Origin of the sequence: Alcaligenes sp. YSL9, assembly GCF_030515105.1 — a bacterium.
Lineage (GTDB): Bacteria > Pseudomonadota > Gammaproteobacteria > Burkholderiales > Burkholderiaceae_B > Alcaligenes > Alcaligenes phenolicus.
This window is the reverse complement of the sequence record NZ_JALXJU010000001.1, coordinates 629,358-653,685: the sequence shown is the minus strand read 5'-3', so window position 1 is coordinate 653,685 and position 24,328 is coordinate 629,358. Positions and strand designations below refer to the sequence as shown.

Sequence of the window (24,328 nt, the reverse complement as noted above, 5' to 3'; positions counted from 1 at the left end):
TGGAATCAAGGCAGGACAAGCAGACTATGCTTTCCACTGGCAGGCAGGCCCTGCCATGTCCTTGATGCGAATACAGAAATGAGGTTCTACGCCTGGGAAATCATCAAAACTGCCAGGCAGTACATAACGAATAAGTATAGCCTTTTGAGCTGCTTATCCCTGCCAAGACCCTGCCGTCGGCGTGCTTGTTTGGCAGATTATTGACCTGCAAACCACAGTCACACGAATAAGGGACCTGACCAGCAAGTATCCAGTGCTGAAAATCGGGAAATTCACGGCTTGTCACTGCAAAGAAAATGCTGGCAATCCAGCACTTTGTTACCTTCAAGCCTTCAACGAAAGGCATACAATACCTGCTTGTCTGAAACTGGCGCAGACACAGTAAAAATAGCGCCTGATACCAGACATCTGGCTCATGAATCCCTTTACCGTGCAAAATCCATCCATGCCGTCTTCTTCTTTTTCGTATTCTTCTTCCCTGGACCAGTTAGCCGCACAGGACAGCCAGGCGCTGGATGTGCTGTACGACCAGGAAGCCCCCTTGATGCTGGCTTTGGGCCAGGCCGTATTGGGCCGCCGCATTGATGCCGAAGAGGTTCTGCGCGATAGCTTTGTTTTGTTATGGAAGAACGCTGCCGGCTATGACCCCGATTTAGGCGAAGGGCGCGCCTGGATTTACAGCATTCTGCGGTTCAGGCTACTGGCTCGCCTGCGTCAACGCGCGCAAAGCGGCGATAGCAATTACGCCCTGCCTGCCATCAAGCCGCAAGCCGGCCAGCGTTTCATCCCTGCCATGGGCAAGCTGGATGGCACCAGCCAACGCGCCATGATCCATGCCTACCTGCACGGCAATAGTTACGAACAGTTGGGCCCTCAGCTGAACCGCTCCCCCGCACAATTGCGCGCTGTGGTCCAACATGGCTTGCAACAGCTCACTCCCCTGATCAATGAAGGCAACGCCAACGATCCACGCCATGCAGTGATGATTGGCGAATATACCTTGGGGCTACTCAGCCAGCATGAACTGGTCCAAGCCCACACCCTGATGCAGCAAAATGATCAGGCAGCGCGTCTGGCATTGGCTTGGGAGCAAGCGTGGCTGGAGCTGGTGGACTGCCTGACCCCAACAGTGCCTGCCCCCACCAGCCTGGCTCATATTCACCATACCCTGGGCTTGCCTCCGCCAGCTGCACGTCGTCAGGCTGGGAACACAAGCAGTCCGGCTGCTGAAGCCCCCAAATCGGCAAGCACTGGCAACGCCAGCACAAGCGCTCCAGTTAACAAAGCGGAGCGCCAGGAACCCAGTATCAAGACCAGTACTTCGGCAGACCAAGACACTAAAGCGGAAGCTGCCACTCGCACTGAGCCTCGCTGGTCCGTCAACAGTTCGAACGACAAGGCTGACGATCACACACCGCCCTTCCCCACCTTGCTGCGTGCAGAGTCCGACCCAGCCACCAAAGCAGCTGCTGTCACAGCCGAAGCAGCGCCCACAGCACCAGCCAAGGTCGCCGACAAGAAAAAGCCCATCAAAAGCGAGCCTGAGTCAGTCCCGGTAGAGAAAAAACGCAAACCCGAACCTGTCGATAGCGAACGCAAGTCCCGTGGCTTTGCCATGCCCATGCCTGTTTTGTGGGGCGGCTTGGCTGCGGTCGTGATTCTGGGCCTGGTGATTGCCCTGCTCATGAACATGAACTCGGAACCACCTGTCAACGTCATTGAGATGAAGCCACGTCAGGCAGCCATCCTGCAGGCCCCTGGCCAATCCTCTACTCCGGCCTGGATTGCGACGGTAGACCCACAAGGCAATGTACTGCTGGTGCCCAAGGTCAGTACCGAAGTCAAAGCAACGCAGTCAGTACAGCTGTGGACACACACACCACGCGGCACGCAAATTCGTTCATTGGGTTTGATTGATCCTAATCGCCCCATCACCGTACCCGCGGCTTTGATCGGCACCGTGGAAGATGAGCAGATATTTGAGATGACGCTGGAAACCGAAGGCGGCTCCAATAGTGGTGCACCGGAAGGCCCCGTTCTGTACATTGGTCGCATTGTGAGCTTTGGGCAGCTGGATAACCTGCCCAAGCCCAACACGGAAGCTAGCTCGTCGGCAACCCGCTCTTAAAAGCGGCATCCAGCCGCTCCAGCTCGTCGATTTCCTCGGCAGTGAAGCCCGCCTCCAGGCGGGCTTCGCGATTAAAGGGGCCACGCAAACGCGGTGCGCGATAGCGCAGCGCCAACTCGCCATACGTAGCAAAATCAGGCAAGCCTTGTTCCTGGCAGACTTTGCGATACCAGTAATTTCCCAACGCTACATGCCCGACCTCATCGCGCAAGATGATGGCAATAATCGCGGCGGCTTTTTCATCACCAGCATCCAGCAACTTCTTATGCACCAGGGGGCAGGCATCCAGCCCCCGTGCTTCCAGAGTACGCGGCACCAAAGCCATACGCGCCAGCAGATCAAAGCGTGTTCGCTCTGCCATCTCCCACAAGCCGTCATGGACAGGCAAATCCCCATAGCGGACACCCAGCGTTTGAAGATGATCGCTCAGCAGCTCAAAGTGCAAAGCCTCCTCCACCGCCACCTGTAACCAGCCTGCATAGAATGCGTCGGGCAAACCGGGATAACGCCACAACACATCCAAGGCCAGATTGATGGCATTGAACTCAATATGAGCCAAGGAATGCAATAAGGCTGCTCGCCCCTGGGGCGTACGCACGGACCGCTTGGGCACATGCTGAGGGCTCACAAAACGCAAACCCTCGGGCCGTCCCGGTACGCCGGGCGGCTCTTCCAAATGTTCATCTGCCCCTACGGGCAAGCCATGGGCAATTGCTCGTACTGCTGCCAGCTTGGCAGCCGGCTCTTGTACTAACAAGGCCTGTAGAGCCTGACTACGTAAGTTCACTGCTAATCCCTTCCATGAAAAAAGGCCGGCACCAAGGCCGACCTTCGTTCCTGCTTAGCAACCCCGGATTACTGAGCCGAGCCAGGATCCGTCATTGCCAAGGCTTGATCCAGCATTGCCTGGATCTGACCCAAGTTGGTGCGCAAGGCCTGCATCTCCTGACCGGTCAGACGCACAGCGGCTTCCTGGTCAAAAGGCATATCCGGACCATCGCCCAGACGATTGCGCGCACCACTGATCGTAAAGCCTTCGTCGTACAGCAAACCGCGAATCCGGCGTATCAGCAGCACCTCATGGTGCTGGTAATAACGTCGGTTACCGCGTCGCTTGACGGGCTTTAACTGCGTAAACTCCTGCTCCCAATAACGCAGGACGTGGGGCTTGACCAAGCAAAGCTCACTGACTTCACCGATGGTGAAATACCGCTTGGCAGGGATAGGTGGCAAGGTCGCCGTCTTTTCGTTTGTGCTCATGGCCACTGATGCTCATCGACAATAGGAGTGATTTTACACGTTCAGTCAGGCAAAACTGTACGCAAACGTACCAGGCTTCAGTCCTGGTCATCCTCGGGCGCCACTGGCGCCCCTTCGACTACACTTTTGAGCTTCTGACTGGCGTGGAATGTCACCACGCGTCGCGCCGAAATCGGGATGACTTCGCCCGTTTTGGGGTTGCGACCAGGACGCGGGGGTTTGTCCCGAACCTGGAAATTACCAAAACCGGACAACTTGACCTCGACACCATCGGCCAGGGAATCGCGGATCTCTGCAAAGAAAGTATCCACAATATCTTTGGCTTCGCGTTTATTCAAGCCAACACGTTCAAACAAGAGTTCAGCCAGATCTGCCTTGGTCAGAGTACGCTCTACGTTCATTGTGTCTCCTTATGCTCGTGCCCGTGCGCCATGCGCAGACACCAGTGCCGCCAACAATGCTTCCAGGCATTGCTCGACGCGTTCATCGTCCAGCGTGCTTGCGCTGTCTTGCAGCCAGAATCGAATCGCCAGACTCTTTTCCGATGCATCGTTCTTGTCGCGCCAGACGTCAAACAACTGAATATCTTTGACGATAGCCGCTTGCGCTGCCGTGCTACGCACCTGGTTCAGTGTATCCAGCACAGCTTGATAGGATACGTCCTTATCCAGCCAAACCGCTAGATCTCGTTGCACAACGGGTTGCTTGGATACTTCCTGAGCGTGTACGACTTCGTCGTGAGAGATGGCATCAACGTCCACCTCAAAAACGACCGGCGCTTGATTCAAGCCAAATTCGCTCAACCACTGAGGATGGACTTCACCGATCCAGCCTATGGTTTTACCATCCAGTTTCACACTGGCGCTACGGCCTGGGTGCAAGGCCGGGTGAGATTCAGGCTCGAAACGGACTTGAGCAGCACGTTGGCCCAGCAAGGTTTCCAGATCGCGCTTGACGTCAAAGAAGTCGACAAGACGATCGGGCTGTCCCCACTGCTCAGTCACAACAGGGCCCCAGGCTGCGGCCGCAATGCGGTTGGGCTGATGGATACCGGCCACGGTCAACGGACCATTTTCTTGAGAGGCATCGCGCATGAAGACGCGGCCAAACTCGAACACACGCACGCGCGACTGACGGCGGTTGGCGTTGCGTTCAATATTGGCCAGCAGACCAGGAATCAGGCTGGTACGCATCACCGCCAACTGGCTGGCAATGGGGTTCAGCAAACGGATAGGGTCAGCCTGTCCGTTGATGTCTTTTTCCCAGGACTCTTGCACAAAGGAGAAATTGATCACCTCCTGATAGTCCTGGGCGGCCAATACAGCACGCAAGGCGTGCGGGCCACGCAAGGACTCGACTGGCACACGCATTTGTGCAGCAGCGACCGGAGGCAGATCAGGAATATTTTCAAAACCGTAGATACGGGCAACTTCCTCGATCAGGTCTTCTTCAATCGTCAAATCGAAACGGAAGCTGGGAGGATTGACCGTAAAGACTTCGTCAGCCACCGAGAAGTCCAGGCCCAGCAAGGTGAAGATGCTCTCCACCTGCTTTTGATCCAGAGGAATACCCAGAACACGGCGGCAACGATCCAGGCGCATGGCAACGGGCTTGCGCTCGGGCAAGGCCACAACCTGGTCATCCATAGGACCCGCTTGGCCGCCGCAGATTTCCAGGATCAGCGCTGTGGTGCGTTCCAGATGCTGGGTAATGGAGTCGAAGTCCACGCCACGCTCGAAACGGTGGCTGGCGTCGGAAGAAAACTTGTAGCGACGGGCACGGCCCATGATGGCTTCTGGCCACCAGAAAGCGCCTTCCAGATACACATCCGTCGTATCCAGTGTGACAGCGCTTTGTTCGCCGCCCATGATACCGGCCATGCTTTGCGGCACATCGTTAACCGCAATCACACCCACATCGGTATCCAGCTCGACATTCAAACCGCTCAGCAGCTCCAGCGTCTCGCCTTTACGTGCCCAACGCACTTCCAGACCAGACTGTACGTGCTGCAAATCGAACACGTGCGTAGGACGGCCCAGTTCCAGCATGACGTAATTGGAGATGTCCACCAAAGCAGAGATCGAACGCTGGCCGCTGCGCTCCAGACGGGTTTTCATCCAGTCCGGGGTTTTTGCACGCGCATTGACGCCACGAATCACACGGCCGGCAAAACGGCCGCACAGATCAGCGTCTTTCACGGTAACGGAAACGCGATCTTCAATCGTGACAGGAACAGGTGTGAAGTCTGGCAGTGTCAGTGGTTCGCCAGTCAGGGCGGCTACTTCGCGTGCCACGCCCAGCACGGACAGGCAGTCCGCCCGGTTAGGCGTCAATTTCAATTCGATAATCTGGTCGTCCAGATCCAGCAGTTCGCGCAGGCTCTGGCCCACGGGTGCATCAGCATCCAGCACCAGCAAACCATCGTGATCTTGCGACAGACCCAACTCGCGACCCGAGCACAACATGCCGGCGGACTCCACGCCACGCATTTTGACCGGGCCGATTTTCATGCCACCGGGCAGCTCTGCACCAACACGGGCGACCGGGATCTTGATGCCTTGAGCCGCATTGGGCGCACCGCACACAATCTGCAGCAGCTTGCCCGAGCCGTCATCGACCTGGCAAACGCGCAGGCGGTCAGCGTCGGGATGGGGGGCAATTTCAGCGATGAAGCCAACGACAACATGCTCAAAAGCAGGCGCAGCAGCTTGAATTTCTTCAACCTCCAGGCCAGCCATCGTCAGTTGATGACCCAGTTCTTCAGTTCCCAGTTTGGGATTCACAAAGCGGCGCAGCCACGATTCGGAAAATAACATGATGCAAAGATGGAGACGTAAAACGGCGTATACCGGAACCGACCGGGCCTAAAAGGCCCAGCGGCGCGAAGTAGGAATCAACGATTGAACTGCTTCAGAAAGCGCAGATCGCCTTCAAAGAACTGGCGCAAATCGTTAACACCATAGCGCAACATAGTCAGGCGCTCCAGTCCGGAACCAAAGGCGAAACCGATGTAACGCTCTGGGTCCAAACCGAAATTGCGCACCACTTGCGGGTGAACCTGCCCGGAGCCGGAGATCTCCAGCCAACGGCCCTTGTTGGGGCCGGAGGAGAACATCATGTCAATCTCGGCGGATGGCTCGGTAAAGGGGAAGAAAGAAGGTCGAAAGCGCACGACCAGATCGTCGCTTTCAAAGAAGGCGCGCAGAAAGTTCGTGTAAACGCCTTTCAGATCGGCAAAGGAAATATCCTCGGCAATCCACAGCCCTTCCACCTGGTGGAACATGGGCGAGTGGGTGGCATCACTATCGACACGATAGGTGCGGCCGGGAGCAATAACCTTGATAGGGGCCTTGTTCATGCGTGCATAACGCACCTGCATGGGACTGGTGTGCGTGCGCAGCAAATAGGGCAAACCCTGCTCGTCGTTCATATCGATATAGAACGTGTCTTGCATCGAACGAGCCGGATGATTCTCTGGATTGTTCAGAGCGGTAAAATTTGTCCAGTCATTTTCGATTTCAGGGCCGTCAGCCACATCGAAACCGATAGAGCGGAAAATGGCTTCAACACGCTGCCAGGTCTGGATCACCGGGTGGATACCACCGGTGCCACGACCACGGCCGGGCAACGTCACATCAATTTGTTCTTGAGCCAGTCGCTGGTTCAATTGTTCTGCCGCCAGGGCAGCACGACGATCGTTCAGCAGATCTTCAATTTCGCGCTTGAGCACGTTGATGCTGGCACCGGCTGCTTTTTTCTGCTCCGGCTCCATCTGGGCAAGGCCTTTCATCAAGGCAGTGATGGCACCTTGTTTGCCCAAAAATCGAGCTTTAGCGTTTTCCAGCGAAGCGGCGTCCTGAGACTGCTCAAATAAGGCCCGAGCCTGGGCAATCAGATCGTCGTGGGAGGAAGTCATGGCGTGTTACTTTCCAAAAACAAACGGAGCCCCAAAGGCCCCGTTTGTGAACTATACAGTCAGATACCGCTTAAGCAGCCAGAGCGTTCTTAGCCTGTGCAACAACAGCAGCAAAACCTGCCTTGTCTTTAACAGCCAAGTCAGCCAGAACCTTACGGTCCAAAGCGATGGAGGCTTTGTTCAGGCCGGCGATAAACTGGCTGTAGCTCATATCCAGTTCGCGGCAAGCTGCGTTGATACGGGTAATCCACAGCGAGCGGAATACACGTTTCTTGTTACGGCGGTCACGGTAGGCGTACTGACCTGCCTTCATGACAGCCTGTTTGGCTATACGGAATACATTACCGCGACGGCCGCGAAAACCTTTGGCCTGGGCAATTACTTTCTTGTGGCGTGCGCGTGCGTTAACACCGCGTTTTACTCGTGACATGTTCGATTCTCCCTAATCAAGCGAAAGGCATCATTGCTTTTACGGAAGCGACGTCGGCTTTATGAACCTCGACGGCACCGCGCAACTGACGTTTGTTCTTGGTCGTCTTCTTGGTCAGAATGTGACGCTTGAACGCTTGGCCCCGCTTGATGGAACCGCTACCACGAACCACAAAGCGCTTGGAAGCGCTTTTTTTGGTTTTCATTTTAGGCATGAAATTACTCGACTAATTTGTGTCTGCGGGTGGTCGCCTAGGAAGCTGGCGGACACTTGTATGACCCAAAACAGGCACTTATTTTTTTCTTTGCCCGCTGCCAGAACAGATCCAAACAGGGGAAAAGCTCTTGATTATAAGGTGATTCCTGAAGGATTGTCCAGATATCAAAGGGATTTTTTATAGTTATGGCGTTGTCCGCCGACCAATCAGGAAAACAAGAAACCGTGGCCCCGTTTGGATACCCTCCAGCGCGTATGATCTGGTCAATCTTCGAGCCTAGCCATGTCAAGATCAGGCAGCAAATTATCAATAGGATGGGTGAAAACATCGGCACCCTATCTTGCTGGTAGCCGATAACCCCAAAATACTCGCCCCCCCCCCCTATCAGGCGAAGGCGCGCAATTTCATACGTAGGCTGACAGTCCAGGCGAACGACACACAGGCCCACCATGAAAGTCATGGCGCCTGTCGCCCTCAGCCTGCAGCCAGCCCAATCCTGCCACACCTAGTAGCGACACCCGCCTTCTTCTTACCTCGATTCACGGCAATTCAGGCCGGAACTGCAATGCTTCCGCGATATGAGGTCTGGCAATCTGCTCTACTCCGGCCAGGTCAGCAATTGTCCGCGCTACCCGCAAGACCCTACCCTGCACTCGCTCTGACCAATGCCAGCGCTTGCGTGCACTGGCCAGTAGCTGCAAGGCCTCCGCAGACAAGCACCCATGTTCTTTCAAACCAGCCACTGACAGACGAGCATTTCGTACCGCCTGACGTGCCAACTGCCTCTCAATCGCCTCCTGTACCCGCAGCCTGACCTGACTGGATGCCTGCGCTGCTTGATCACGCTCCGGTTCGGACTCGCTTAAGGTCACCAAAAGATCAATCCTGTCCAGCATCGGCCCCGATAGGCGCTGCCGATACAGCTCCCGTTGAGCAGGAGAACACCGACACGCCCGATGACGGCTCGCCGCCCAGCCACAGGGACATGGGTTCATGGCAGCCACAAACTGAAACTGCGCCGGAAACACCGCTTGCTTCTGGGCACGAGAAATATGCACGCAGCCCTGCTCCAGCGGTTCGCGCAGCGCCTCCAATGAACGCCGACTGAACTCAGGCAACTCATCCAGAAACAGTACGCCATGATGAGCCAGCGAAACCTCCCCCGGTCTTGGGCGGCTACCACCGCCAATCAAGGCAGGAGTAGACACACTATGATGTGGAGCACGAAAGGGGGGGCGCCTGCTGAAAAAGTCTTGTTCTTGCACAAAGGAATACAAGGCGGCTACTTCCAGCTGAGCGTATCGCTCCAGGTCTGGCAATAGACCCGGCAGACGTTGAGCCAGCATGGTCTTGCCCACACCCGGCGAGCCATTCAACAAAAGGCTATGGCCACCCGCAGCGGCCACCTCCAAAGCACGGCAAGCCAAAGGCTGCCCCAGCACGTCCGACAAGCAAAGTTGTGGGCCATCACTCCACTCTTCTGGCCACGGCCTGGCCAATGCGGGTTCTAGCTCCTTGTCCCCTCGCAGATACCCCGCCGCCTCTGCCAAACTGGTAACCCCGTAGACCTGCAAGTCAGGAACATGGGCCGCCATTTCTGCACTCTGCGCAGGCAAAAGCAAACAAAGCTCCGGATGCCGACGCGCCATACCCAAGGCTATCGTCAAGGCGCTTTGAACCGGCACCACTGCCCCGGTCAAAGACAACTCTCCGGCCATGACATAGCGATCCAGACCTGTGATGGCCTGCTCACGTTGCTTGTCGTCTGGACGACTGAGTTGGCCGCTTGCCAGCAAAATTGCCAAAGCCACGGGTAAGTCAAAGCGTCCCGAATCCTTGGGCAAATCGGCAGGAGCCAGATTGATGGTCAGTCGGGCAGCGGGAAAATCAAAGCCACTGGCCTGCAAGGCAGCCCGTATGCGCTCCCGGCTTTCACGAATACCAGCATCGGGCAAACCAACAATATGAAAGGCTGGTAATCCAGGAGCCACGTGCGCCTCAACACGCACGTCGATAAAATCCAGGCCCGACAAGGCACAACTGTTCAACACGGCCAAGGACATATGCCCTTCCCCCTTTCCAAGGCAAACATTCAGTCTGCCCGTCGGGAGAAATAAGCTCCAGATGCCTGCCTTAAAACATCACTGCGTACTTGTACGGTCCCAGGGTTTTACTGAACCTGCACCCCCATGGAGCTGACCAGTTGAACTGCCTGCTCCACGGACAGGCAAGCTCCTTGGAAAGAGTTACTCAAGTCGTACAAGGTAATGCTGCCCAACTCCACACTGCGCAGGTCCGCCCCTTTGAAGTTCACCCCTCGCAAGCTGGCACCCCTCAAGCTGCCGCCGTCAAATACGGCATCCTGAAAATTGCAGCCGCCCAAGTCCGCATCGGAGAAATCCAGTTGCACCAGATTTTGCTTGCGGAAATTAATGGCGCGCAAGGTGGCACCGACCAACTTGCACTCACGCAGGCTCAGGTCCAAACCACGGGTTTCATTGAAGATTGCCCCGCTCAACTTGGAATCCTCGATCTGCAAGGAAGCAATGTGAGTGCGCACCCACTTGCTCAAGTGCAGATCACAAGCACTAAAACGCGCCGAACTGAGATCTGCCAAGCTGAAATCTGCTTGACCCAATTTGCAACGCTGCCAGATCGTGTCTTGAGCATGTGCCCGTATCAATCGGGTATTCAAAAAGCTGCAGCCCGAAAACTGCGAACCATCCAGCTCCAGACCCGACAGATCCTCATCATCAAAACTGCAGTTCTCGAAACTCAAAGACTCATGGGAGGCGGCCAAAAGATCAACCAACTCATCTCTTGTGATCTGGACATTACTGACGAGCATGCGACTTTCCCTTCCAAAAAACTGAGCCAGCTTTATTGAGCTGGCTCTTTCATGATCTGTTTCATCTAATCCGGTACTGATCTGAGCAAGGCCTAACGACCATTGGGCAGACCCAAATGCGACAAGCGCCAGGCAATGATCAAACCCAAAACGGCAAAACTAACCGTCGCGACCCAAGCCCACTGCCATCCACCCAACGCATGTACAACCGACGCCACAACAGGGGGGCCCACAAACTGGCCTAGTGAAGAACATTGCTGTACCCAGCCCACCGAGGTCGAGGTGGTCTCCGGCGAAGGTGCTGCCGTGACCGACAGGAAGAACAAGGTAGCTGGAATCAAGCCGCCCACAATCGAAAACAGCAGGATGGCGACAAATTGAACCACCAAGCTTTGTGTCAGCCCAAACGCAAGGACCGCACATGCGATCATGCCCAAGTAGCCTGCCTGCAGCAGCCTATGAGGTGGGATACCGGCATGCAAACAGCGCCCTGCCCCCAGATTACCTACGACATTCCCAGCAGCAATCAAGGCTGTCAGCAAACCGGCAGTGCCGACTGCTATCTGCGCCTGATTGTAAATAGTGGGCATGAAGCCCACGACTGCCGCCCATTGTGCCGCGTACACACCAAAGGCCAAAGCCAGCAACCAAACCCGGCCGGAGCGTAAAGTCGTGCGTAGCAGACTGGACCAACGGTGAGCAGAGGTATGCTGCGCCGCACTCCTGGTTTGAGTCTGAGAATCCGGTGGCACCAGAAGGAAGGTCAAAATCATGAAGATGGCCGTCAAGATACCCAGAACCACCCACAAGGTACGCCAGGAGCCGACTGCCAACCAGGCAGCACCAGCCCACAGCATCAAGACCGCCCCGGCGGGCATATAACAGCCCCATAAACCCATGACTCGGCTCAACCGTGCCGTATCGGTAATGCGTTTGATCAAGGCCGGAATGGGCAGCACCACCATCAGAAAGCCACAGCCTTCTATCATGCGGCCCAGCAACACCAGCGTGCTATGTTCAAACAAGGAGCCGATTAACGAGGCCAGACTCAAAATACCCAGCCCCGTCAAAATGCAGCGACGCAGGCCGATTTTCTCGGAAATCAGGCCTATGCATAGCCCCAGCAACATCCCGGCCATTTGCACACTGGCAAGCAGAAAACCTGACTGCACCAGGTCCATGCCCAGTTCGCGCTGCATAAAAGGCAAAGCCGGGGGTACTTTCCACACATGCAGTGCGGCGCACACCCCGGTCAAGACAAGAAAGACAGCAATAAAAAAGGGGCTGGCCGATTGTTTGCCCCCAGGCCTGGTGACCGTATTCAAATGAAGTGATCAGCCTTGGCTGCCCTCTTGAGCAGAGGTGTCACCATCTTGAGGAACAGGAGTTTGCCGCCCTTCCAAAGCTTGCAAACGTGTTTCCAGAGCCGCCACACGAGCCAGTGCGCGTTCCAGCATCAGCTTGTAGGTATCAAACTCTTCACGAGTAACCAGGTCCATACGGTTGAAGGCCTGACCCATAAAGGCTTTTACATTGCGCTCAATATCGGCAGCCGGACTTTTGGCGATCAGCTCCGAGACGTTTTTTTGCAGATCTTCCAGCCATTCGCTTCGATTAATCATGGTCCTCTCCTGAAAATATTGACACTACCAGCAGTATAGAAAAAGCGGGTGCCAAAGGCACCCGCTTTTTGCATTTGGCCAGACAATCAGCCGAATTATTCAAGCCTTAAGGTTTGGCTTGTTCCGAAGGCACGGAAGATGGCGAGGAATCAACACCATTACCCAGCTTGTCCTGGATGGCTTTGTCAGCCTTGGCAGCGCCGTCTTTAATGGCATCGCCCGTACGGCTGGCAGCATCGGCTACTGCATCCTTGGCTTCACCAGCTTTTTCAGCGACTTTATCGCCAGCAGCCTTGGCATCTTCCTTCAAGGAGTTGGTATTTTCCTTGGCGTTTTCTTTCTGTTCCTCTGCTTCTTTTTTGACGTCGTCAGCAACTTTAGCGGCGTCCTGCTTCAGTTCTTCCGTTTTTTGCTCCAGGGACTTGTCAGCCTCGGGTGCGGGTGGAGTGGCAGGTGCTGTCGATTGTGGAGCAGCGACAGGAGCAGGTGGCGCGCTCGTAGCGGCTTTGTCGTCCTCTTTGGAACACGCAGCCAAAAGAGTCATCGAAGCAGCAGCGGCCATGACAGCAAAATGAGCACGAGTCAGTTTCATAAGATTTCCTTCCTACTATTCCAAGGTCGCTAGATAGAATGGGCCGATGCCTGGTGCGACTTCCGGCTCGGCCTTGGGTCTGTTACAACTCCCCTAAAAGCCATTCTATCGGTGCTGAGCACGCAGACCAATCTATTAGTGTAAATCCTGATTTCAATTATTCTGACGATATAGCTCAAGCTTCATGACAAACCCTTTAACAACAAGCACCTAGCGAGCAACCAGGTTCCGATACGTTGTTACAAATGGAATCCCTCATAGGACTACAGCCGGGCTTTGTTACATATTTGCCAACTAAATTGGCCTGTTTTCAATTACTTAGGCGGCTAAGGTGGCCAGATCGATGCGCTCGGCACGGTTCAAGGCACTGGCCACTTTCACGCGCAAGGCATTGGAATGCGATAGACGCACTTCTTTTTTCACATCCAGCAGTTGCTGCGGATGCATGGAGAATTCTTTCAGGCCCAGCCCCAGCAACATGCGAGTCACCGACGCATCCCCCGCCATTTCCCCACAGACCGCCACCGGTTTGCCAGCACGATCAGCCGCATTGATCGTGTGTGCAATCAAACGCAAGACGGCTGGGTGCATGGGGTCGTACAGGCTGGCAACCTCGGCATCGCCCCGGTCTACAGCCAGAACATATTGAATCAAGTCATTGGTGCCGATGGACAGAAAATCCAGTTCCTGTACAAAGGGCTCAATGGCGATGGCTATGGCGGGCACTTCCACCATGGCCCCCAACAAATAGTTGCGTGCGAATGGGGTACCGGATTTTTCCAGTTCCCGAGCTGCCGACTCAATAGCCTGACGACTGGCATGCACCTCGTTCATGGAGGAAATCATGGGGATCAAAATACGGATTTGTCCATGCAAGCTGGCACGCAACAAGGCGCGTAGCTGGGTGGCAAACATCTCGGGCTTGTCCAGACAGTAGCGAATTGCACGCAAGCCCAAGGCCGGGTTAGTCGCTACCGTAGCATCTCCATCCAGGGTTTTATCGGCCCCAATATCCAGTGTACGGATAGTGACGACCTTGCCCTTCATGGCTTTTACCACCCGGGAGTACGCTTCGTACTGTTCCTGCTCGGAAGGCAAATCCGTGCGTCCCATGAACAAAAACTCGCTGCGGAACAAGCCAATGCCATCGGCGCCAGCTTTCAAAGCCAGCTCCGCCTCCTCGGGAAGCTCGATATTGGCTTCCAGGCGGACGTTAATCCCATCCAGCGTCATCGCTGGCGCATCCAGCAACTCTTCCAGTTCGGCCCGTTCGCGACGATAGGCTTCCTGACGCTCCCGGTATTCGGCCAACACTTGCTCGGACGGATTCACAATTACCGCACCCGAGAAGCCGTCCACAATCAGAAAGTCGCCATCGCGTATCAGACTGCGGAAGCTGCCCAAACCCACGACAGCAGGAACACTCAAGCTGCGAGCCACAATCGCTGTATGCGAGGTGGGCCCACCCAAATCCGTCAGAAAACCGGCGAAATGACCACCGCGCAAGCGCAGCATATCTGCCGGGGAAATATCGCGTGCTACCACAATCAGCGGCTCTTCCTGAGCGGCTGAAAAACCAGGCAGCAAAGCAGGCTTGCCTGCCAGAACGCGCAATACGCGCTCGATAACCTGGCGCACATCAGCACCACGCTCGCGCAGGTATTCGTCTTCCATTTGGGAGAACTGCTCGACCAGCATCTGACCTTGCGAGGTCAGTGCCCACTCCGCGTTGTAGTGACGCTCGGCAATGATGGCGCAGGTTTGCTGCGTCAGCATGGGATCGTCCAGCAGCAGGCTGTGCACCGTCAGGATAGGAGCTAGCTCGCGTGGCGCATCCACAGGCAACTGATCAACCATGGCTCGAAGTTCATCGCGAGTGCTAGCCATGGCGCTTAACAAGCGCTGGCTTTCAGAATCGACGTCTTCGGCGGCAATCCGGTAATGAGGGACTTCCAGTGCTGCTGCGCTCATTACCACGGCCTTGGCAATGGCGTACCCCTTACCGACTGCTTGGCCTTGAGCGGTAAACATCGCGGACAAATCAGACGCCGGGGTTCGAGCTGCAGCACTATTCATGACCAGATTTCTTCCTTATTCGTTTTCACCAAACTTGGCGTCAAACAACGCCTGAATATCATTGAGGGCCTGATCGGCATCGTCACCCTGGGCGTCGACAACCACAGTGACCCCCATTCCGGCGGCCAGCATCATGACACCCATAATACTTTTTGCATTCACGCGCTGAGAGCCACGCGCGATAAAAATCTCACTGCTATAACGGCCGGCCAACTGGGTAAGCTTGGCTGCTGCCCGTGCATGAAGACCTAATTTATTACTGATCGTGATGGATACGCTAGGCATAAGGGCAACTGGAAAAATGAAAGTGAAAATTCAAATTAGCAATGGCAGTCGGCGTGAACAATGCCACGCAATGCGCCTGCCATGACATCCTGAGCGAACTGCTCGGGATTGTCACGTCGCTCGGTCAAGGCTTTCAACACCATGCACATATTGGTGCCGGTCAATAAATAAGCGCCCTGCCCTTGATCTTGCAAAGCTTGCTGGACTCGACGTGCCACATTAAAGGGGGTGGCACCGTAAAGGTCACACAGTATCAGTGTGGCGGGCGAGTCCGGCGCTTGCGTTTGCAACTGCCCCAGCAAGCGGTCCACCGCCGTATCCGTGCATTCGTCGGCCTGAATGTCAAAGACAAACAGATCGGGCTTTTCGCCCAGGACGTGCTCGGCACAGCTGGCAAACGCACTGGCCAGGGGCTCGTGCATGATCAAGGCAAGGCGAATCACGCGCGTCCCGTCGCTTTTTCGACGGCCTCGGCAAAACGCTGCGCAACATCAAAGCCAGTCTGTTCAGTAATTTCAACGAAACAGGTTGGGCTGGTCACATTGATTTCCGTGACGTAGTCACCAATCACATCCAAACCAATCAGCAGCAAGCCACGTGCGGCCAGCACAGGGCCCAGCGTACGGGCAATGTGCCAGTCGTGTTCGGACAATGGCTGGGCAACCCCGCGGCCACCTGCGGCCAGATTGCCGCGTGTCTCGCCCGCCAAGGGAATGCGAGCCAGGGCGTAAGGTACAGGTTCGCCGTCAATGATCAGGATGCGCTTGTCACCCTTGACGATTTCAGGGATGTAGCGCTGCGCCATAATGGTTTGCGTACCATTGGCTGTCAGCGTTTCCAGAATCGCACCCAGGTTGGGTTCGGGATCTTGCAGACGGAAAATACCCATGCCGCCCATGCCATCCAACGGCTTGACGATCACATCCTTGTGTTCCTGGTGAAAGGCGCGCAAGCGGGCCATGTCCCGGGTGACCAAGGTGGGTGGGGTAAATTCCGGAAATTCGGTAATAGCGAGTTTTTCAGGGTGATTGCGAATGGCCGCGCCTGAATTGAATACCTTGGCCCCCTGCTCCTGCGCAAAGCTGAGCAAGTGCGTGGAATAGGAGTATTCCATATCGAAAGGTGGGTCTTTGCGCATGATGACTGCATCAAAGACATTCAATTCCTGCTCGGTGGCAGGCTCGGGATGTGTCCACCACGAAGGCGCACGCAAATCGGCATCTGCAGCAATACTGACAGCCTGACTGCGCGTACGAACCCGACTTTGGGAAATGTACAAATCAGACTGCAAGGTCACGCTGACGCGATGACCACGCGCCAGAAATGCACGCATCATGGCAACGGAGGAATCCTTGTAAGCCGACAGGCTGGGCAAGGGATCAATGATGAATAAAACGTGCATATGACACCTAGAGAAAAACGCCTTTGCAGCCGGGCTGCAAAGGCGATTGTGCCCGACCCGCTACTTGGGAGCGAGTCGAGCGACGCATAATGCTCCTGGGCGGATCCAGGCAGTATCGTGCAAGAGTATCAGGACGCTTTCTTGCGAGGCGCCAAGACCATGACCATTTGACGGCCTTCCAGCTTGGGCATGGCTTCAACCTGACAGATTTCGCTGACTTCGTCGCGAATCCGTTCCAGTACGCGCATACCCAGTTCCTGGTGAGCCATTTCACGACCACGGAAACGCAAGGTCACTTTTACCTTGTCGCCATCATCAATAAAACGCTTCACATTACGCAGCTTGACCTGGTAGTCGCCTTCGTCCGTACCGGGACGGAATTTGACTTCCTTGATCTGAATGATTTTTTGCTTGGCCTTGGCTTCTTGTTGGCGTTTCTGTTCCTGATAGCGGAATTTGCCGTAATCCATCAAACGGCACACCGGTGGTACAGCCGCAGGGGCGATTTCCACCAGATCCACATCATGCTGTTCTGCCATTGCCAAGGCGTCAGGCACCTTGACGATACCTAGCTGCTCACCCTCGACTCCAATGAGTCGCACCTCTGGAATACGAATTTCACCATTGATGCGATGTTTTTTCTCGGTTGCGATGTCGAAAACTCCTAAAAATGTCGATAAAAACGATAGCGTTCCTGTTTTACTGACGGCTATCGATCTCTTGCTTCAATCGTGCTGAAAAATCGGCTATTGGCATGACGCCCAAGTCCACGCCACCACGCGCACGCACGGCGACTGCGCCGTTTTCACGCTCTTTTTCACCCACGACCAGAATATAGGGCACTTTTTGCATACTGTGCTCACGGATTTTACGAGTGATTTTTTCACCACGCAAATCAGAGGAGGCACGGAATCCCATTTTCTTCAGGTTTTGCGCCACGGATTGAGCATAATCGGCTGAACTTTCGGAAATGCAGCATACCACCACATGCTCAGGAGCCAACCAGGCAGGCAAGGCACCGGCGTGGTTTTCAATCAGCATGCCGATAAAGCGCTCGAAGGAACCCAAAATAGCACGATGCAACATGACAGGCACACGGCGCTGATCCTGGGCATCCACATACTCGGCACCCAAACGGGCCGGCATGGAGAAGTCCACCTGGATGGTGCCACACTGCCAATGACGACCAATGGCGTCTTTCAGCGTGTACTCAATCTTCGGACCGTAGAAAGCGCCCTCGCCTTCCGAGATCTCGAACTCGCAGCCAGTACGGCGCAAGCTTTCGATCAGGGCTTGTTCAGCCTTGTCCCAGACCGCATCGTCACCGATACGCTTTTCCGGGCGAGTAGCCACTTTGTACAGAATTTCGGTAAAGCCAAAGTCCGCGTAGACGGCTTGCAACTGAGCGGTAAAGGCAGCGCACTCGTCTTGCAGTTGGTCTTCGGTACAGAAAATGTGGCCGTCGTCTTGGGTAAAGCCGCGTACGCGCATCATGCCGTGCAAGGCACCCGAGGGTTCGTTGCGATGGCACTGACCGAACTCGCCGTAGCGGATAGGCAGTTCACGGTAGGAATGCAGACCGGAATTGAAGATTTGCACGTGACCGGGGCAGTTCATGGGCTTCAAGCCGTAAACACGATTCTCCGACTCAGTCGTGAACATGTTTTCAGCGTAGTTGTCCCAGTGACCCGTTTTCTTCCACAGCGACAAATCCAGAATTTGCGGTGCTTTCACTTCCTGGTAGCCATTGTCCTGATAGACACGGCGAATGTATTGTTCGACCTGTTGCCAGATCACCCAACCTTTGGGGTGCCAGAAAATCAGACCGGGGGCCTCTTCCTGGAAGTGGAACAGATCCAGTTCACGGCCCAGTTTGCGGTGGTCGCGTCGCTCGGCCTCTTCCAGCATGGTCAGATAAGCTTGTTGATCTTCCTTGGTCGCCCAGGCAGTCCCGTAAATGCGTTGCAGCATTTCGTTATTGCTATCGCCACGCCAGTAAGCCCCGGCTACTTTCATCAGCTTGAATACTTTCAGCTTGCCAGTAGATGGCACGTGAGGGCCACGGCACAAGTCAATGAAATCGCCTTCGCGGTACAGGCTGATCGGCTCGTTGGACGGAATGGAGGCAATGATCTCTGCCTTGTAGTCCTCGCCAATGCTCTTGAAGAACTCGACGGCATCGTCGCGCAACCACTCTTCGCGGGTAACCACTTCGTCTTTCTTGGCCAGTTCCGCCATTTTCTTTTCAATGGCTTCCAGATCCTCGGGCGTAAAGGCACGCTTGTAGGAAAAGTCGTAATAAAAGCCGTTGTCAATCACCGGGCCGATGGTAACTTGGGCATCCGGAAACAAGCTCTTGACCGCGTAAGCCAGCAAGTGAGCGGTGGAGTGACGAATCAAATCCAGACCGTCAGCGTCTTTGGCGGTAATGATGGCCAAATTGCTGTCCTGGTCGATCACATACGAGGTGTCCACCAGACGCGACTCGGTGCCGGGCGTGCCGACACGGCCAGCCAGGGCGGCGCGGCCCAAGCCAGTACCAATCGAGTTCGCCACTTCGCTGACGGAAACCGGGCCCTGAAACTCTCGCTGGGAGCCATCGGGCAGTGTGATTCGGACCATAACACTTCCTGAAATAAAAAACGCGGCCTTGAAAAAGCCGCGCTTTTGAATTGAACGTTCTTGGAAAGCAAACGAAACGCTACGCGGCCACGGCTAGATTTGCCGACGGGTAGTTCGCGTTGAGTTCATAAGATTCTGCTTCCCAAATAACACATTTGATTGGATAAGTTTATCACCTTCGCCCGCTATCGCGGCGTTGTATCGCCACAAAAACCACATTTGGCAAAGAATTCAGTCCATACGGGGATACCAGCTACGGTAAAAGGCCCATTCTTCGGATTCCGAACCGTCTTTCATCAAGCAGGTTCCGTAGGCACCACGTCCACTTTCATGAACAATGGTTTGCCCGCCCATGCGCTGACAAAAAGTGGAAGCCAGATTGGCCTGCCCGACTGGTTTGGTGGCCGTTTGGGGGGAGCTGGCGCATGCCGACAACATCAAAGAACCTGCACAGGCAGAAACTAAGCGGAAAAACATGATTTCCTTCTCCTTGACCTGATGTTTGCTGATGCCTGACAAATCATTCGAGATGAAGACTGTCCAGGCCGCGTCTGCTGTTAGCGCAGGGTTAAAACCCTCAAGCGCTGGTCGCGAAACAGATCGTGGAAGTAGCTTACTACACTTGTTTGATATGAAAAGTGTGCGAGGGCAAGCGTGCAGCAAAAGCAACACGTCAGGTAAAAGAAGCTGCTGAAATCAAGCGTAAATATCGGTGCTTTATTGCAAAGCACGACAAGGCTGGGTGTAGATCAAGAGCGATGCAGCCAAAAAGACAACAAAATAAAGCCCAAAATACCGCAGCCAGCCAGCATTAATACCATAGGTACATAATCGATCAGATTCGAGGCATTAATCATGGCGTACATCCCAAAGTCCCAACTAAAACAAGCTTGAGAGTATGGTAGCGGGCCACCTTCAGAACATGAAGTCAACGATTGTCAAGATCCGACACAGAGACAACACAAAGACTAGTATTAGGCTACACAAGCTTACTTTTGCGGCAAAAATCTTCGCAAAAGTGCATAACACGCAACAAAAGGCCAGGAAAAGACGTTTTGCGCCTGCTCCCTATCCATTGAGCATTGTAAAAATGGCGTAAACCACAGGAACAGCCAAGGGGGTAATCATTAATAAAGCCGTATCTCGCTTCCACGTCTTGGGACGGGTATAACAGAGTGTGACTCCCAGCAGGACTGTCACCAGCAGATACAAGCCAATAATAATGATAGTGGCTGCCATATCCTCTCCCCTTTGTGATTTGTTTTGCTGTGCTTTTGGTATTTACAAAGTCAGGGCTTGCGCTGCGTCTTGTCCGAACATGGGTGGAAAGGTATTGGCCGCCCACTGTCCTAATCGTGCCGCCGCTGCCTGGCTGGCCAGCTTCAAGGCTTCTGTCGGTTCCAAACCCCGTTTCCAGGCCAGGGCAAAGCTGGATAGAAAGGCATCCCCTGCCCCCACCGTTGAGCACACCGCCACCTTGCACGCAGGCTCCACATACTGCTGACCATTAAAAGCCAACACCGCCCCCTGCACACCCAAGGTGATCAACAAGGCTTGTTGAGGGTGATGCTGCAGACGCGCAGCCAGTTCGCACGCTTCCTGAATCGATAATTCCAGCTGAATATCGGCGTCCTGAACGCCTGCCAGCATTTGGGCCTCCACCGCATTCAAGCCCAGCACATCTGCGCGTGCGTAGACCTGCTTGAATCCCTGGCCTTGATGCTGCAAACACGCCACACTGGGATTTACCACCAGGCAGGCCGAGGTCTCCCTTCTTTCCGCCAAGGCCTGCGCCACGCTTTCCATAGGCTGCAAGGCCAAGGGAGCCACATAAATCAGGTCTGCTTGCAAGTCTTGAGCCTGGACACGCAGGCAGGCATTTGCCCCACGTCGTGCCAGCACCGAAGCACTGCCGGACGGCTCGACCAGGACGATGGCTTTACCGGTGGGCTGATCAGGACAGATCTGCATACTGCTGACGTCCACTCCCAACTGCTCGATATGTGAACGCAAACGCTCACCCAAGCCGTCTCGACCCAGCGCCCCCAGTAGCCGAACCGACTCGCCTTGCTCCATGAAGCTGGCTGTCGCATTAAGCGCCCCACCACCTGGATACAAGTCGATCGAGCCCACTTCCTGCTTGTCGCCACGCGCCAGCTCGGCTGGCATGCCTGAGACCACAATATCAACGGTAATACTGCCAATCGCTACAAGCTGCACCCTGAACCTCGGCCATGAAAAAAGAGAGCATGAATCTGCTTGGAGCAGTATACCCACGGGCGCAAGCAGATAGTCTATGGTGGAAAATCAGGGCTGGGCCAGTCGTGCAAAGTCGAACAAGCGCACACATCTTTGCAGCCTGTTTGGGGGCGCAGAAGAAGCCGACTAATAGTTGATGCAACAGACATCACAAAAATCTGGCCCAAGATAAAAAGACATGCTAAATTACTGTTCATCCATACAGCAAAAAGAAGCATCATGTCCTATACCATCACTTTGCACGACGCTCCTTCCGATATCACCGAACGCGGCCGCCGCGAGGCTGAGGAGCGTTTTCGCCGCAGCTTAGAAAAAGTCATGCAAGGCCCGGAGGCCGTGGTCCAGGCCTATCGAGCGTGGCAACTGGCCGAAGAAACGGCAGAGACGGAATTGTCCGGGGAAGACATTGCCCTGGCCAAAAAATGGATTGCCGCCGCCACACGCGCCATGAGTGATGGCTTTCGTGATCTGGGCGAGTCCGAAGCGTACTTTGAGGTCCGTATCGAACGCTAATATAAAAGCCAGCAAATAGCTGGCTTTTATGATCTGGCATCAGGACTTTGCCGAAGGGTGGTCACGGCGCATCAGCTCCCACTCCTCGATCACCGTGCCATCCGGCAAGGTGCACATGCCCACTTGCCCTGTTGGTGTGTTGACGATATCCAAACGCCCGCCCTTCTCCACGCAATAAGCCGAGGCCGGATTGGCAATACCTACGGGTGGCTGTGTCGAGGCTTGATTGGCGCAAGCAGACAAGACGCCGACCAGTCCCAGGATTCCCCATTTCTTCATCGTGTTCTCCGGATAAACTCTGTACTGCAGTGTACTGTGCACGGACTAGTTTTCAGGTTGATTTTTTGGTGCTGTCAAAGGATTGGAAATATTTTCCCAGTGCTGGCAGTGAACTGAATGATGTTCACCGTGTGGAATGAGCTTGCAATCCATGCCGACCTTGGCTTTGCCATCCACAAAAGGAAAGGCAAAATCGTAACGGGCCGGAATCCAGATTTTCAATGATTGATCGTGAAAGCCCATTTTCCCTTTGGCGACGAAACGAGCCAGACCCTCTTCAAAATAATCAGGGCCGTTGTCGTAAATAAAGGGACGCAGAACTGCTTCGCCCCTTTCATTCACATAAACCCAGCCTTGTTCATCCTGTATCAGGCTTTGCCCTTGAGCGACGGGGACAAATACAGGCAGTAGCGCCAACATCAAAGCGAACAGGGTTGAAACAACCCGACGCCCGGATCCCAGTCCAGCAGCTTGCAACCCTGCAATTACCGTTGCTGTTGCTGTTGCTGTTGCTGTTGCCGCACCAGTATCCATGTACGAACCCATGCCATTGCTCATAGCGCGTACAGTTTCCACCTTAGCCACCACACTAATACGATTACTGGCACCAAGCCCAGTCCCAGTCCCAGTCTTACAGCTTGCGCGCTTCAAACGAAATAATTCCGTCAGTGTCCTGCGGTGTCTTGCCGTACTGATACCCGCCGGAGATAACAATCTCGCCAAAACCCACTTGCTCCAGCGCCATGCGCAGTTCCTGAACACCCCACCAACGCAGCGAGAACTGTTCCAGCTGGGTTTCCAGCAAGACACCATGCTCCCACAACTCGTAGCGATGCATTTCACGGCTTACCTGAGCGCAATAGTCCTTGTCCAAGGCGGTGGCATTGAGAGTAATAAGCCCATGCGGAGCGGCCGACCAAGTCCGCATGCCTGGATGCACACTCAAAATCGCCGCCACCGGGTCCAGATCCAGCAACAGTCGCCCACCTGACTTCAGGCTGGCATGAAAACGGCTTAGCGCGGCCATGCCTTGCTCAAACGAATCCAGAAGCTGAAAAGAGCCAGCCGGCACCACAATCGCCTCCAAGGAGCGGTCTGCTGTGAAATCCGTAAAACCGGCCAGTTGAAGCTGTGTCGTCAAAGAACGCAGTTCCAATTCACGGTGGCAATAATCCAGCATTTCCTGCGACAGATCGAAGCCGCTGATATCCAGCCCCGCCTGCAACAAGGGAATCAGAATGCGCCCTGTGCCTACTGCGGGTTCCAGAATGGGTCCGCTTGTGCCTTGCAAGCGCTCCAGGTAGTACTCCACATCCCCGAAAGAGCGTCCTACCGGCTTGTCCAGGTGATATACCAAAGAAGCCAGCTTGCCGTAGCGATTGTTCATCATTGTTCTACATCCTGCTATTTGTCTTACTCAACAGCCTGAACACGCATTTCGGCGCCTTCCACCGCCAAGACCACAACCGCAGCGCCCTGCTCCAGATTTTGGGCCGCTGTGGCACTGTAATAACTATCGTTGAGCCGAATACGTCCACGGCCGTTCACAAAGCTTCCGCTGACCTGCGCGCGAGCCCCCACATAGGCGCTCAAGCCGGTATTCAAAATATCAGGCTGATTGGCCCGGCTGCGTCGTTGCCAACGTACACCAACGACCACCCACCCCAACATGGCCACGGCCAGAATCAGCCATTGCAACCAGGAGGGAGCATCCGGCCAGGCGGCGGCAAACAAGCCCACCGTCAAAGCCCCCAAACCCAGCCACAGCAGATAGACGCCAGAGATGACGACCTCGGCAGCGATCAGCACGACGCCAGACACCAGCCAGTACCAAAAGGAATCAAAAATGAATGACAAGATCAGCACCTCCAGCTATCCG

General features: G+C 54.9%; 27 protein-coding genes. 2 read left to right on the top strand and 25 right to left on the bottom strand.

What is annotated here, in order from left to right; all coding sequences use genetic code 11:
- Positions 1-103 precede the first annotated feature (103 nt).
- Entirely contained in the window at positions 104-346 is a 243-nt protein-coding gene (locus tag M2Q46_RS03080; protein WP_302356767.1) for a hypothetical protein, read from the bottom strand.
- Positions 347-415: 69 nt separating this feature from the next.
- Here M2Q46_RS03080 and M2Q46_RS03075 point away from each other — a divergent pair, with 69 nt between their 5' ends.
- Entirely contained in the window at positions 416-2,128 is a 1,713-nt protein-coding gene (locus M2Q46_RS03075) for an anti-sigma factor (protein WP_302356766.1), read from the top strand.
- On the opposite strand, the gene M2Q46_RS03070 is transcribed toward M2Q46_RS03075, so the two are convergent.
- The 20 genes from M2Q46_RS03070 to M2Q46_RS02975 all read right to left on the bottom strand — a co-directional run bounded on the left by M2Q46_RS03070 (position 2,103) and on the right by M2Q46_RS02975 (position 21,618).
- A complete protein-coding gene (locus M2Q46_RS03070) occupies positions 2,103-2,915 on the bottom strand; it encodes a ferritin-like domain-containing protein (protein ID WP_302356764.1) in 813 nt (270 codons plus the stop codon). The genes M2Q46_RS03075 and M2Q46_RS03070 overlap by 26 nt on opposite strands.
- A 68-nt stretch (positions 2,916-2,983) precedes the next feature.
- A complete protein-coding gene (locus M2Q46_RS03065) occupies positions 2,984-3,388 on the bottom strand; it encodes a MerR family transcriptional regulator (protein WP_003800357.1) in 405 nt (134 codons plus the stop codon).
- 77 nt (positions 3,389-3,465) lie between these two features.
- On the bottom strand, positions 3,466-3,789 hold the full coding sequence (locus tag M2Q46_RS03060) for an integration host factor subunit alpha (protein WP_009454385.1): 324 nt from the start codon (positions 3,787-3,789) through the stop codon (positions 3,466-3,468).
- Between the two features lie 9 nt (positions 3,790-3,798).
- Entirely contained in the window at positions 3,799-6,204 is a 2,406-nt protein-coding gene (gene pheT / locus M2Q46_RS03055; RefSeq protein ID WP_302356761.1) for a phenylalanine--tRNA ligase subunit beta, read from the bottom strand.
- A 77-nt stretch (positions 6,205-6,281) separates the two neighbouring features.
- On the bottom strand, positions 6,282-7,304 hold the full coding sequence (gene pheS / locus M2Q46_RS03050; protein WP_009454388.1) for a phenylalanine--tRNA ligase subunit alpha: 1,023 nt from the start codon (positions 7,302-7,304) through the stop codon (positions 6,282-6,284).
- A gap of 70 nt (positions 7,305-7,374) precedes the next feature.
- Entirely contained in the window at positions 7,375-7,734 is a 360-nt protein-coding gene (gene rplT / locus M2Q46_RS03045; protein WP_009454390.1) for a 50S ribosomal protein L20, read from the bottom strand.
- Positions 7,735-7,750: 16 nt separating this feature from the next.
- Positions 7,751-7,948: a 50S ribosomal protein L35 gene (rpmI, locus tag M2Q46_RS03040; RefSeq protein ID WP_003800367.1), complete on the bottom strand. Its 198-nt coding sequence runs from the start codon at positions 7,946-7,948 to the stop codon at positions 7,751-7,753.
- Positions 7,949-8,490: 542 nt separating this feature from the next.
- Positions 8,491-10,014, bottom strand: a complete 1,524-nt coding sequence (locus M2Q46_RS03035; protein ID WP_115633592.1) for a YifB family Mg chelatase-like AAA ATPase — start codon at positions 10,012-10,014, stop codon at positions 8,491-8,493.
- Positions 10,015-10,121: 107 nt separating this feature from the next.
- Entirely contained in the window at positions 10,122-10,799 is a 678-nt protein-coding gene (locus M2Q46_RS03030) for a pentapeptide repeat-containing protein (protein ID WP_257113501.1), read from the bottom strand.
- A 92-nt stretch (positions 10,800-10,891) separates the two neighbouring features.
- Positions 10,892-12,046 (bottom strand): CynX/NimT family MFS transporter, encoded by a 1,155-nt coding sequence (locus tag M2Q46_RS03025; protein ID WP_266108686.1) that lies wholly within the window; start codon positions 12,044-12,046, stop codon positions 10,892-10,894.
- Positions 12,047-12,133: 87 nt separating this feature from the next.
- Entirely contained in the window at positions 12,134-12,421 is a 288-nt protein-coding gene (locus tag M2Q46_RS03020) for an accessory factor UbiK family protein (protein WP_009454398.1), read from the bottom strand.
- 106 nt (positions 12,422-12,527) lie between these two features.
- Entirely contained in the window at positions 12,528-13,013 is a 486-nt protein-coding gene (locus tag M2Q46_RS03015) for a hypothetical protein (RefSeq protein ID WP_026482678.1), read from the bottom strand.
- 318 nt (positions 13,014-13,331) lie between these two features.
- Positions 13,332-15,044: a phosphoenolpyruvate--protein phosphotransferase gene (ptsP, locus tag M2Q46_RS03010; protein ID WP_170978612.1), complete on the bottom strand. Its 1,713-nt coding sequence runs from the start codon at positions 15,042-15,044 to the stop codon at positions 13,332-13,334.
- A 60-nt stretch (positions 15,045-15,104) separates the two neighbouring features.
- Positions 15,105-15,374 (bottom strand): HPr family phosphocarrier protein, encoded by a 270-nt coding sequence (locus M2Q46_RS03005; RefSeq protein WP_003800381.1) that lies wholly within the window; start codon positions 15,372-15,374, stop codon positions 15,105-15,107.
- Positions 15,375-15,409: 35 nt separating this feature from the next.
- Entirely contained in the window at positions 15,410-15,817 is a 408-nt protein-coding gene (locus M2Q46_RS03000; RefSeq protein ID WP_009454402.1) for a PTS sugar transporter subunit IIA, read from the bottom strand.
- The gene (gshB, locus tag M2Q46_RS02995; protein ID WP_060185793.1) at positions 15,814-16,776 is read right to left on the bottom strand and encodes a glutathione synthase; all 963 of its coding nucleotides are present in this window, start codon (positions 16,774-16,776) and stop codon (positions 15,814-15,816) included. The genes M2Q46_RS03000 and gshB overlap by 4 nt, the downstream gene beginning before the upstream one ends.
- A 128-nt stretch (positions 16,777-16,904) precedes the next feature.
- The gene (gene infC, locus M2Q46_RS02990; protein WP_080584954.1) at positions 16,905-17,429 is read right to left on the bottom strand and encodes a translation initiation factor IF-3; all 525 of its coding nucleotides are present in this window, start codon (positions 17,427-17,429) and stop codon (positions 16,905-16,907) included.
- 46 nt (positions 17,430-17,475) lie between these two features.
- Positions 17,476-19,398, bottom strand: a complete 1,923-nt coding sequence (thrS, locus tag M2Q46_RS02985) for a threonine--tRNA ligase (RefSeq protein ID WP_009454405.1) — start codon at positions 19,396-19,398, stop codon at positions 17,476-17,478.
- Positions 19,399-19,629: 231 nt separating this feature from the next.
- Positions 19,630-19,875, bottom strand: coding sequence for a DUF333 domain-containing protein (locus M2Q46_RS02980; protein WP_060185794.1), 246 nt, complete (start codon positions 19,873-19,875; stop codon positions 19,630-19,632).
- An 804-nt stretch (positions 19,876-20,679) separates the two neighbouring features.
- Positions 20,680-21,618: a carbohydrate kinase family protein gene (locus M2Q46_RS02975; RefSeq protein WP_266108521.1), complete on the bottom strand. Its 939-nt coding sequence runs from the start codon at positions 21,616-21,618 to the stop codon at positions 20,680-20,682.
- A gap of 258 nt (positions 21,619-21,876) precedes the next feature.
- On the opposite strand from M2Q46_RS02975, the gene M2Q46_RS02970 reads away from it, so the two are divergent.
- Positions 21,877-22,170: a hypothetical protein gene (locus tag M2Q46_RS02970; protein ID WP_003800394.1), complete on the top strand. Its 294-nt coding sequence runs from the start codon at positions 21,877-21,879 to the stop codon at positions 22,168-22,170.
- A 39-nt stretch (positions 22,171-22,209) separates the two neighbouring features.
- Here the strand turns inward: M2Q46_RS02970 and M2Q46_RS02965 are convergent, their stop codons facing one another.
- From M2Q46_RS02965 to M2Q46_RS02950, 4 genes are all read right to left on the bottom strand, one after another.
- Positions 22,210-22,449: a DUF333 domain-containing protein gene (locus M2Q46_RS02965; RefSeq protein ID WP_026482686.1), complete on the bottom strand. Its 240-nt coding sequence runs from the start codon at positions 22,447-22,449 to the stop codon at positions 22,210-22,212.
- 45 nt (positions 22,450-22,494) lie between these two features.
- A complete protein-coding gene (locus M2Q46_RS02960; RefSeq protein ID WP_269528147.1) occupies positions 22,495-23,007 on the bottom strand; it encodes a WG repeat-containing protein in 513 nt (170 codons plus the stop codon).
- 73 nt (positions 23,008-23,080) lie between these two features.
- A complete protein-coding gene (locus M2Q46_RS02955) occupies positions 23,081-23,839 on the bottom strand; it encodes a class I SAM-dependent methyltransferase (protein ID WP_083053597.1) in 759 nt (252 codons plus the stop codon).
- Positions 23,840-23,862: 23 nt separating this feature from the next.
- Positions 23,863-24,315: an NfeD family protein gene (locus tag M2Q46_RS02950; protein WP_302356748.1), complete on the bottom strand. Its 453-nt coding sequence runs from the start codon at positions 24,313-24,315 to the stop codon at positions 23,863-23,865.
- Positions 24,316-24,328: the final 13 nt, after the last annotated feature.